Here is a 12086-nt window from a genome sequence, read left to right on the forward strand (position 1 = left end):
TTTACATATTTCTTCGGTATTGTCCACCTACTTCATATAAGGCACGGGTCATTTGTCCTAATGAGAGATACCTACTAACGTCCATAAGAGTAGAGAATAGATTTTCATTTTTGATAGCAGAAAGTTTTAGATGTTTAATTTTTTCTTCTGATATACTGGAATGAATTTTGTGAAGGTTTTGAATATTACTAATTTGCAAATCCTTTTCTTCGCGAGTAGATCGGATAATTTCTTCTGGGATAATAGTAGGAGAGCCTTTGCTATTTAAAAAAGTATTTACTCCAATGATTGGAAACTCTCCAGAGTGTTTTAGATGCTCGTAATAGAGAGACTCATCTTGGATTTTGTTTCGTTGATACATTGTTTCCATTGCACCTAAAACTCCACCGCGCTCCGAAATACGAACAAATTCTTGCATGACTCTTTCTTCCACTAAATCAGTCAGCTCTTCAATGATAAAACTTCCCTGCAATGGATTTTCATTTTTTGCTAAACCCATTTCTCTATTGATGATGAGTTGAATTGCCATTGCCCGTCGAACAGATTCTTCTGTTGGAGTAGTGATTGCTTCGTCGAATGCATTTGTATGAAGTGAATTACAATTATCATAAAGTGCGGTTAATGCTTGTAAGGTCGTGCGAATATCATTGAATTCAATTTCTTGTGCGTGTAAAGATCTGCCTGATGTTTGAATATGATATTTTAATAACTGACTTCTTACTTGCCCTTTGTATTTATTCTTAATTGCTTTCGCCCAAATTCTTCTAGCAACTCTACCTAATACACTATACTCAGGATCCATTCCATTGGAAAAAAAGAAAGATAAGTTCGGAGCAAAATCATCTATCTTCATTCCGCGAGAAAGATAATATTCTACATAAGTAAAACCATTTGAGAGTGTGAGTGCAAGTTGCGTAATAGGATTAGCTCCTGCTTCCGCAATATGATAACCCGAAATCGAAACAGAATAAAAATTTCTAACCTTATTCTGGATAAAGTATTCTTGAATGTCTCCCATCAGTTTGAGAGCAAATTCAGTGGAGAAAATACAAGTGTTTTGTGCTTGATCTTCCTTCAGTATATCAGCTTGAACAGTTCCTCTGATTTTAGAAATTGCATCCGCTTTAATTTTTTCGTATACTTCTTGCGGCAAAACCATATCACCCGTAACACCGAGTAAAAGTAAGCCTAATCCATTATGATGACTTGGTAAATCACCCGCATATTTTGGTTTAACCGCAGAACTTCCCTCATAAATCTTTGCGATCTTTGATTCTACTTCTGACTTTATGCCCTGTTCGCGAATATATATTTCACATTGTTGGTCAATGACTGCATTTAGAAAAAAAGCAAGAAGCATTGGAGCAGGTCCATTGATAGTCATTGAGACTGACGCAGTTGGCTTGCACAAATCAAAACCAGAATACAGTTTTTTAATATCATCAAGCGAAGCTATGGAAACACCTGAATTTCCAATCTTACCATAAATATCCATGCGCTTATCTGGATTTTCTCCATATAGAGTCACGGAATCAAATGCCGTAGAGAGGCGAATAATATTTTGCCCCTTTGTTATGTAATGAAAGCGTTTGTTGGTTCTTTCCGGTCCACCTTCTCCTGCAAACATTCTAGTAGGATCTTCTTCTGCCCGTTTAAACGGATAGACACCAGCGGTAAATGGAAATTCACCGGGAACGTTTTCTTGCAAGCTCCAATGAAGTATATCACCCCAATCTTTAAATCTTGGAAGTGAAATTTTTGGAATGTCTAATTCGGAAAGTGATTTTGTATAATTGGAAACTCTAATTTCTTTGTCTCTGACTTTGTAGATAAAGTTTTCAGATTTATAATTTGAAATTTTGCCTTCCCATGATTCCAAAATTGCTTTGCATTCAGGATGAAGTTGTGATTCTAGAGATTGATAGTATTTTAATAATTCTGTAACACCGAAAGAGGTAAATTGATTTGCGTTTAAAGAAAGATGTTTATGAAAAGACAAATCTACTGGAGAAGTTTTGGATTTTATATCTGGATCAAGAATCTCAATTGCACCTTTGAGTTGATACATCTTGCTTGCAATCTCAGACTGCTCATGGGTAAACTTCTTGTAATCCTCATTTCCATTTGCAATTTCTGAAAGATAACGTGTTCTATTTTGTGGAACAATACTGAGTGAAAAATTTTTAGTATCTGATTTTGACTTAAGATCAATAAACGTTTTGGATTGTAATGGTATTTGTGTCTTTTGTTCTATTATTTCGAGTAATGCGCAGAAAAATCGATTCATCCCTGCATCATTGAACTGAGAAGCGATAGTTCCATAGATAGGCATCGATTCAATTTTTGTTTCAAAGAGTTGATGATTTCTTTGATATTGCTTGGCAACAGAGCGAAGTGCGTCTTCAGCACCAAAGCGATCAAATTTATTTATCACAACTAAATCAGCAAAATCAAGCATATCAATTTTTTCTAATTGAGTAGCAGCACCAAATTCAGGAGTCATCGCATAAATACTAATATCCGCTATCTCAGTAATCATAGAGTCAGACTGTCCAATCCCCGCTGTCTCTATAAAGATAATGTCAAAGTAAGCTGCTCTAAATAGTTTTACAATTTCAGAAATATGTTTATTTACGGAAAGATTTGCTTCTCTAGTAGCTAGGGAGCGCATGAATACATTTGGATGATCGATCGAATTCATGCGAATTCTATCACCTAGAAGCGCTCCGCCTGTTTTCTTTTTACTGGGGTCAATGGAGATAATTCCTATTTGCCTGTCAGGGAAATCCGTCAAGAAGCGACGAATTAATTCATCGGTGATTGATGATTTTCCAGCTCCACCTGTTCCTGTTAAACCAATGATTGGTGTATTGGAATTTTCTTTTAGTTGGAGATTATTTTTCAACTCGGAAGGAATTTCTTCTGAGTTATCTAGAATGGAAATTGCTTTTGCTAAAAGTATTTCCCTGTGTTGTGAATAATCTTCGTTAGTCGTATATCGTCCATTGGGAAAATCAGATTTTATAAGTAAATCATTGATCATTCCTTGTAGACCCATTGCTCTACCATCATCAGGAGAATAAATCCTGCAAATCCCGTAGTCATGCAATTCTTTCATTTCGGAAGGAAGAATGGTTCCTCCTCCTCCTCCAAAAATACGAATATGAGTTGAATTTCTTTCTTTTAATAAATCAAATATGTATTTAAAAAATTCAATATGCCCACCTTGGTAGGAGGTAATAGCGATTGCCTGCACATCTTCTTGGATAGCGCAATCTACTATTTCTTTTGCTGATCTATTATGACCTAAGTGAATGACTTCTACTCCACTGGATTGTAGAATACGACGCATAACATTGATACTGGCATCGTGCCCGTCAAACAAGGATGTAGAAGTTACAATTCGTATTTTATGTTTTGTTTGATAAGGCGAAGTAGAATCCATTAGCTTTTGAAAAGATCTTTGACAGCGTCTTTTGCTGTAGCGTGCACATAGTCTTCTTTTTCGATCAAAGTAAGATTCAGATTCATTTCTTGGATTCTTCCGAGAATTTTTTTAACGTCATCCATACCCTTCAGGTTGGTGGTGACATATTTGAAGACGGTTTTACATCCTGGACATTCTTTATCTTTTAGATAATTTAAGCCAAGTTGCTTACAATTGGCACAGGAACCGTATAAATCATCGATTAATAATAGATGCTTCTTTACATCGATCGGATCAAAGGCTGTCCAAACACGAACAAATGTTTTCTTGTCTGCCATAAATCTTAGAATGAAAAAATATTTTACCAGTGTCAATATAAAATACTATTATTTGAATTATTTTTTGAAGAAGGAATTCTTCGTATTAAAAAAGACTTCTTATAATCAGCAATAAACATACTAATTCAATTCTCCCAGATTTCAGAAGAGCCCAAATCATTAATATATACAAGAAAACATCTAACAATTAATTGGAAAAAATCTAGAGAGGATTGTAGGAATCTTTAATTAAATTTTTTTATTTTTCCAAAAAAAAATTAAAGATTCAATTTAGTAAAATCATTCGTTTTTTGTTACATTAGAATATTCTAATGTACTAATGTATTTACAAACCATATTAATAAAGAATAATTTTACTTTTCTAAACTGTACCATTAAAAAAAAAAAATAAAAATTTTTCATTAGAAACCTATGGTCATCATTCGTCCTATTTTTATTTTCCGAGTACACTTTTTTCTTAAAAATTAGATTTTACTGTTTATGAATTTCGATACATTGAATATGTTGTTTTTCAGTCATGCGTGTTTTAACAGGAGGGAATTTGGAATCAATCTGGCCTAAGATTTTAGATGAAGTTTCAAAACAAATTCCTGCTATGTATTTTGAACCTTTCATCTCTCCGCTATCATTTGTAGAGTTCAAAGATGATAGTTTGATAATCAAAGCACCTTCTTCCCTAATAAAAAATCATGTAGAAAAGAAATATCAAACTGTAATTGCCGATGCTGCCGAGAAAGTTGGTGGATCAAAATTTAAAATACAAATTCATGTTGACTCTAATGATACTCCAATTGCAAGCTTCATTGATACAAAGTTTAAAGAAGATTCATTTCCTTTCAATCCAGATTATATTCTAGAAAAATTTATACTGAGTGACTCCAATCGCATGGCCTATATGGCTTGCAAAGATGCAATTGAGAATCCTGGAAAACAAAATCCTATCTATATTCATGGAAAAGTGAGTGTGGGTAAGACATATTTGCTTCACGCAATAGGAAATTCTTTAACACAGAATCATCCTGATAAGCCAATCAAATACATTTCCATTTCTGATTTCCTTTCTGAATTTGTATTTAATGTTCAGAACAGACAAGCTATGGATGCATTCAAATTAAAGTATCAATCTTATCACACTTTAATCATTGATGATATTCAAAACCTCAATAGCACTGCTGAAAAGACACAAGAAGAATTCTTTGCCATATTTAATTACCTGTTTGATCGCAAAAGACAGATTATCCTCGCAGCGGATAGACCAATTTCTGAGTTGCCAATCAGCGAAAGACTTCGTTCTAGATTTATTACCGGTTGTCAGGTGGAAATTCAAGCACCTGATGAAACAGTTCGAATTGGTATTTTAAAACAAAAGTCAAAGGAAGCGAATCTGCAATTAAGCGATACAGCTATTCAATTTATTTCTGATAATTTCCAGACAGACACAAGAGCCTTGCTTGGATGTTTAAATGATTTACAGCTATATAAGAAAACCTTTTCTTTGTTGTTTGTGAGTGATGAGAAGGTAAAAGAATTACTTGAAAATCGCCTTCATAAGAGCAAAGATTTGGATATAAATCATGAAAAGATTATTGATTTGGTATGTGAACGTTACACGCAATCAAAGAAAGACATTTTAAGTAAAAGTAGAAAGGCGGAATATATAATTCCTCGCCATATTTGTATGTATTTGCTTTTTGAAGTATGTAATATGAACAAGACTTTAATCGGACGAGTATTTAATACCAAGCATACAACAGTAATCAGTGCAATCAATCGAATCAAAGAAATGATGAAGGATGATTTAAGTTTTAGAAAGACAGTGAACTCCTTTAAATCCCAATTCGAATACAAATAGTTTTCAATCTCAATGCAATTTTAAACTTCATCTCATAATTCCTCTACCGCAAAAAAAATAGTTGGCTTTGTAAAATTACAAAGAAGGTGAATCCTTTTTTGAGTCAAAACTATTGTGAGTAGGTTGAAAATGAAATTTGGAATAGTCATTGTTTCTTTATTATTGATTTTTCTTTCATGCAAGTCGGACCAAAAAAAGAATACTGAAATTAAAAAAATAATTAGAGTTTCTGTGATTCCATTCCAGAATAAATCAAACCTGCAGGAGAAGGATTTCTCTCCCATTTTAACCTCTGCTATCATTTCTTCTATTAGTTTCTCTGATAAATGCCGTTATGTCGATGAAGAATTTGAAAAATACTATATTTATAACTCTATGCAAATTGCGCAGAGTATTGGAGATCAAGAATTTGAAAATTTTTTGAAAGATATAATTGTAATTCATGGAAAGGAAAATCCTGAAATTGATACATATATCACCGGATATTACATCGAAAAAGGAAGTAAGGTAACTATACATGTAAAAATAATTGAGGTTAATGGCAAACAAACTGAATTTCAAATTGATGCAGATAAAGACTCTATTGATTCGATGAAAAATCTTTCTGAGAAAATTCTAACTTCTTTAGAGCCTGAAAACTTGCAAGGCGTAGAGAATTTAAACTTAGGATTTACTTTAACAAAAAACTATGCAGCATATAAATTCTATTTGGAAGGAAGAGAAGAAAAGCGAAAGAAAACAATTTATGGGTATATGAACGCTATCCGCAAATTCCAAGCTTCTCTAGGAGAAGATGGACTTTACTTGCTTGCTCTAAATGAAATTATTCATACTTTGAGTCAGATATCTACTGATTTGATTGAATTAATTAAACAAGAGTCAATCATTAACAATTCTAAAATCATCGCAGATACAAATGCACAATTAAAGAGAAACGGGGAAATTTTACAGAATGCTATCAGAATTTATAATTTAGCCAAAAGAGATAGGCCTGAAGAATATGAACAATTAATCGCTACCTTTGAAAAGTCTCCCTTCAAGAAACAGTATGAAGTAAAGGCAAGTCTATTTAAAAATCAAATGGAGTTATTGCTTCTTCGATGGGAGGAAGAAAAATTCGGAAGGGAGAGCATTGTAAAAGGACAGATAAAAAGAATCAATAGCGGCTATGCGCCATTACTCGTTACAGACTTTTTTCAAACTCTAACCAATTCTAGAATCAATGTAAATGATATTCTAAGAGCACTTCTAACGTATGCAAAAGAACACCCAGAAAATCGCTATTATATTCATTATTTTAAGAATTTCTCGAGGCTGATGAAAACTTTAAATGAATTCGATTATATGCAACTCAATCCAGAAACAAATTTTTCTTATCACCAGCTTCATCAGGAGTATATTTTTTATATCCGGGAGTATTTAAACGTTATGCGAGATGGATTAAAGTAGCATTAGGAGTATATTGTAATTTAAACAATTCACAATCAATGCTTTAATAATTTCTTTGCCTGTTCTTTATAACGCGCATTTTCTTCCGCGAATTTTCTTGTGGGGTTAGCTTCTATTATCCACTCAAGATGGTGTCGATATTTTGCCATATTTCCAAGTGACTTATGCACAAACGCAATGTAAAGATGGTTCAGATAAAATTCAGGTCCATACACAAGTGCCTTTTCTAAGTAGGAGAGTGCTTTCTTGTTATCACCTTTCGAGATAGGCCAGCTTGGTATTTTGTGAAAGAAGAATCCAAGAGAACGCAGAGGTGCTCCATAGAAATAAGATTCGTCCAACTTTAAAGCATGATTAAAGCAAGTTTCAATTGGGTCGAGTAAAAAGAAGCTACTCATGATTCCGCGCTCTTCCCCTAAAAATCCATAACATACACCCAGCCAGAAAGTGGATTCGATATTGTCCTTATCGAGTGCGGTGCCTTTTTTCCCAAAATCAATTCCTTTTTCATAGATAGAAATTTTATCATCTTTGGAAGCAACTTCGCCTCTCCAATATTGGATTTCGGCTAATAAGCCGTATGCGCGGGAGGTAGGGCTTGACTGTATTGATTCTAAAAGAATTTGTTCAGCTTGGTTTAAATTTCCAGGAACCAATTCTCTTTCTTTGATTAATGTGTGAGCTAATTCTAAAGACATATTGAGGTCAGAGTAAAATAGGAAGAGGAATTGTAAAATACAAAAAAGGCCGGATTCATAAGAGAGACCTAGGGGGATGCTGTTTCGCAATAGCGAGTTGTCTTCTTAAGAATCCGGCTGACCTAAAACCTATTTGGGGACGCTGCTAACGCCTAGAAAGCTGGATTAACTTTCCGTATACTACACAAGAAAATAGTATATTAATAGGTATATTTATTCTTTCTTTTTTGTCAAATGGAAAATTAAAAAAATTGGCAATGTGTTTATATTTTTTAATTTAATTTAGGACTTGGATTTAACCTACTGTCCCGAAATACTCAATCTCTCGCTCAAGTAAAACGCCAGAAATTGTATGAACTTTCTCTTGAATGGTTTTTACGAGATAATGCACATCTGCCGCCGTAGCACCGCCGATGTTTACTATAAAATTACAATGCTCTGGTGAAATCTGTGCTCCTCCTTGGATAATGCCTCTTAGCCCCGCTTCGTCAATTAGCTTCCAGCTTTTTACTGGATTGCCATGTTCGTCTTTTAAATTTGGATTCTTAAAAACAGAGCCAGCACTCTTTTTGTTTTCAGGTTGAGAGGAATTTCTTTTGTCCCGTTTCTCCTTGAGAGATGCTTCAATCTCTTCCAAATTACCCGGCTCAACTTTTATTTGAATTCCTGTGATGATAGAATCTTTGTTGCGGAGAAACTCTGTAAACCGGTAGCCATGTTCAATTTCATTTGTGGGTTTGATATGAAGCTTTCCTTCTTTTATAAATTCTACAAATTCTATTTTGTTAAATAATTCACCGCCATAACAACCAGCATTTTGAATGACTGCTCCTCCAACCCAACCTGGAATTGTGCTCAAAAACTCAACTCCTGTATATCCCATTTGTGAAATTTTCTTGAAGGTAGGAGTTGTGTTAGCCGCAGCTCCGATGTAAAATGTTCCCTCTTCTACTTGATTGAATTCTTTGAACTCTCCGGAAAGACGAAGAGTGATAAAATCATCGGGAGTATCTGAGATTAATAAATTAGATCCTCCGCCTAACACTCGGTATGTTGTATCGAATCGATTTAAACACTCGAGAGCTTGCACTAAACTTTCTCTGGTCTCTGGTTCAATAACAAGTGGACTTATTCCTCCTATCTTAAATGAGGATAATACTGACAAGCCCACATCGGTTCTGTATCCGATTTTTTTCTTTTTGAGTTCGTCGATAATTTCGAGTGTTTGCGTTTTAGAAAGAGTTTTCATTTCTTCGATATTGAATTTTAAAATGAATACAGGTCAATTCTTTTTGAAATTCAATCCAAGAACTATTTACCAAAGTAAAAAACTAACGCTGATAAGATTCAAACGCTGCATCTACATTAGGGTAGATTTCAAAAACTTTATTAAGCATTGTTAGATCAAAGAGTTCTAGCAAGTCATCGTCTGTAATTACGAGACGAATATCTCCTGACAATGCCTTCAATTTATTTTTGAGAAATACAATCTGTCCAAGAACTGAGGATGAGATATGATTGGCATCGGTTAGATCAATAACCACATTCTTAGAGTCAGATGAAAAAATCTGGCTGAAGTATCGGTCAAGTCGCCCGCTATCGGATTGAAGGACAGAGCCTTCCATTTTGATCAACTGAATTCCTTCTATTAATTTGTATTCCATATTTCTCCGCTTTCTGATTAAGTTAAATTCTAGGAATGAAATTAGCAAGAATAATTTTTGAAAAATGAATTCCAAGATTTAGAGGAAGGGTATTTTTAGGTAATAATGGCTGTCTTGCGAATCCTATATTATTCATTTTTAAATTTACTCTCTTTTTTAAACTCAATTAAGTGGAAAATCTTCCGTGCAGTGGGTTTTGTTATTAGTATTTCTGTCTTTATTCTAGGTTTGAGTGCTTATGTCGTTTGGATCAAAGAAAAGCCAAATGTGAAAGCCAATCTAGACAAATATCGCTCAGAGGTATCCAACTATTACGATTCTGTTAAGACAAAGCCGATTCGGATTTATGATAAAAATTCCAAACTCATTGGTGAATTTAATCGACGCAATTTCAAGCCAATTCGAACGGATAATCTAAAAGAGCATGGAAATATAGTCTGGGCTCTTCTTTCATCCGAAGATCGCGATTTTTTTAAGCATGGTGGAATTAATTATGCCGCTATTGGTCGTGCGATAGTTGTGAACCTAACAAAGTTTAGACTCTTGCAAGGTGGTAGCACAATCACCCAGCAGCTATCCAAGCTTACCCTCAACTTAGGGGAGCGAAATATTTACAATAAAATCACGGAAGCCTTCTGCACATATTATATTGAAAACCAATATGATAAAGAAACGATTCTCGCGATGTATATGAATCAGATTTTTTTGGGAGAAGGAAATACGGGACTAGAAGAAGCAAGTCGTTATTATTTTAATAAGACTGCAACAAAATTAACTCCAGCGGAGTCAGCGCTTCTTGTTGGTATTATCCCCGCTCCCTCTGTCTATAATCCTATTCGCAATTTAACCATCGCACTCGATCGCCAAAAAAGAATTCTAAATGATATGGCAAAGAATCCACAACTGCATTCAGATGAAAAACTAATTGAAAAGAATTTTGGGAAGAAGATTGATGAAAATATTCGTCAGTTTAAAAATTCATATAAGATTGTTGAATTGAAAGTAGCGGATAAAGTCAAATATACAAGTGAAATCGGTAAATTTGGATTTGACCGTGATTTTAAAGTGAATCTTGCGCCTGACTTTAATGAGAGTATTCGTCGTTATATTCTAGAAAAATTCTCCAATGATGAATTGGAAAAAACTTCTCTCAATATTTATACTACCCTTGATTATGAAAAGCAAAGTGTAATAGAGACATCTTTGCGCGAAGGTATTGAAGATGTTCGCAAAGCTTTAGATAAAGAAAAACAAGCTTATATCAAAAAGGGAAACGAGGAAGAAGCAAAGAGAGAAGCAGAAATTATCGAAAGCATGAATGGCAGTGCAGTCTCACTCAATCCATACAATGGAAATGTGGAAGCTCTCGTAGGTGCTTATAAAATTTCATCAGTATATAGGCTGAATCGTGCGGAGGAATCTAAAAGGCAACCGGGCTCTTCCATCAAAGGAATTGTTTTTGCTCTTGCGTTGGAGAAACGTATCATTAACCCCTCGTCTATTGTAAAGGATGAAAAGATAGACATTAGTGGCTATACTCCTAAAAATTGGTATGGCTCTTACAAGGGTTTTATTACAGCGAGACAGGCATTGGCTCAATCGGTAAATACAATCGCCGTAAAGCTTTTACAAGAAGTAGGTGTTCGTTACTTTCTGGAGAAAATGTCTCTTATCCTCTCAATCCCAGTTCCCGAACTCAAAGAGAGATTTGGGAATAATCTATCTTTGGCGCTAGGATCAGGTGAACTCAGTCCAATGGAATTGGCGATAGTATATAGCACAATCGCAAACGGCGGAATGAAAGTTCGACCTAGGAAGATTTTAAAAATCACTGACGATGATGATATAGACAGAACTCCTCCCGAACTCTATACAGAAGAAGCCGGTGAACAAATCCTTGATCCTATTGCTTGTGCAATGACAATGAATCTTTTAGAATCTGTGCTTAGCGGCGAAGGCACGTTACCCATTCGTGTTAAAGAAAAGGATAAAATTCCTGTCGCAGGTAAAACAGGAACAGTTCAAACTCCAAAGAAAGCAGCGGCAAAATGGGGTAACCGCAAAGGAATTCGCGATTCATGGTTTGCTGGAATTTTTCCAAGCAATGTTACTACCGTATGGGTTGGTAATGATCAAAGTGCTCCGTTTCCAGGATCAGGTGCGGGAATCAGTGGACAGGTGTGGTTGCGGTATATGAACTTTATGCGTTCTAGAATTAGTTCGGATGAAAAATTAATCAAACCATTTGAGGGAGATTTTGTGCAGGTAGATATTTGTGGAGAGTTAGGCATTCTCTTACAAGACGCTCCTGATTGTAAATTTCCCATTTACTCTCAGTATTATTTTAAAGGATCCGAGCCGGGGGCTAATACGCCTCCTCCAGCAGAAGTAAAAATCGAAACTCAAAAAATTAACCCTGCAATAGAGGAAGGAACTAGTTTTGATGATGAGCCCGATGATAATTCCGATCAGTCATCAGAAATTGTTCCAGAGCCTGAAACACCAAGAGAAAAGCTTCCTGAAATAGAGCCAAGTGTTCCGGAGAATATGCCTACTCCTGAATTGAAAAAGCCACAAGGGGAATAGAAAATTTGGTTATTTTAAAAGCTATTTTTCAAAACACAGGAAGGGCATTTCGCTTTTCTCTTTTTCTCTATT

General features: G+C 34.9%; 8 protein-coding genes. 3 read left to right on the plus strand and 5 right to left on the minus strand.

Annotated elements, in window-relative coordinates; translation table 11 throughout:
* Position 1 precedes the first annotated feature (1 nt).
* Both IPH52_04330 and IPH52_04335 read right to left on the minus strand, forming a co-directional pair.
* On the minus strand, positions 2-3445 hold the full coding sequence (locus IPH52_04330; GenBank protein ID MBK7054270.1) for a methylmalonyl-CoA mutase family protein: 3444 nt from the start codon (positions 3443-3445) through the stop codon (positions 2-4).
* Positions 3445-3765 carry a hypothetical protein gene (locus IPH52_04335; protein ID MBK7054271.1) on the minus strand — a complete coding sequence of 107 codons (321 nt, stop codon included), beginning with the start codon at positions 3763-3765 and terminating at the stop codon, positions 3445-3447. The genes IPH52_04330 and IPH52_04335 overlap by 1 nt, the downstream gene beginning before the upstream one ends.
* 541 nt (positions 3766-4306) lie before the next feature.
* On the opposite strand from IPH52_04335, the gene dnaA reads away from it, so the two are divergent.
* Both dnaA and IPH52_04345 read left to right on the plus strand, forming a co-directional pair.
* On the plus strand, positions 4307-5617 hold the full coding sequence (dnaA, locus tag IPH52_04340) for a chromosomal replication initiator protein DnaA (protein ID MBK7054272.1): 1311 nt from the start codon (positions 4307-4309) through the stop codon (positions 5615-5617).
* Between the two features lie 129 nt (positions 5618-5746).
* On the plus strand, positions 5747-7066 hold the full coding sequence (locus IPH52_04345; GenBank protein ID MBK7054273.1) for a hypothetical protein: 1320 nt from the start codon (positions 5747-5749) through the stop codon (positions 7064-7066).
* A gap of 35 nt (positions 7067-7101) precedes the next feature.
* On the opposite strand, the gene IPH52_04350 is transcribed toward IPH52_04345, so the two are convergent.
* The 3 genes from IPH52_04350 to IPH52_04360 form a co-directional block, all read right to left on the minus strand.
* The gene (locus tag IPH52_04350) at positions 7102-7764 is read right to left on the minus strand and encodes a hypothetical protein (GenBank protein MBK7054274.1); all 663 of its coding nucleotides are present in this window, start codon (positions 7762-7764) and stop codon (positions 7102-7104) included.
* Positions 7765-8059: 295 nt separating this feature from the next.
* The gene (murB, locus tag IPH52_04355) at positions 8060-9013 is read right to left on the minus strand and encodes a UDP-N-acetylmuramate dehydrogenase (GenBank protein MBK7054275.1); all 954 of its coding nucleotides are present in this window, start codon (positions 9011-9013) and stop codon (positions 8060-8062) included.
* A gap of 82 nt (positions 9014-9095) precedes the next feature.
* Positions 9096-9428 carry an STAS domain-containing protein gene (locus tag IPH52_04360; GenBank protein ID MBK7054276.1) on the minus strand — a complete coding sequence of 111 codons (333 nt, stop codon included), beginning with the start codon at positions 9426-9428 and terminating at the stop codon, positions 9096-9098.
* 105 nt (positions 9429-9533) lie between these two features.
* On the opposite strand from IPH52_04360, the gene IPH52_04365 reads away from it, so the two are divergent.
* Positions 9534-12014, plus strand: a complete 2481-nt coding sequence (locus IPH52_04365) for a transglycosylase domain-containing protein (protein ID MBK7054277.1) — start codon at positions 9534-9536, stop codon at positions 12012-12014.
* The last annotated feature ends 72 nt before the right edge of the window (positions 12015-12086 follow it).

The sequence above is a fragment of the Leptospiraceae bacterium genome, assembly GCA_016708435.1.
Lineage (GTDB): Bacteria > Spirochaetota > Leptospiria > Leptospirales > Leptospiraceae > UBA2033.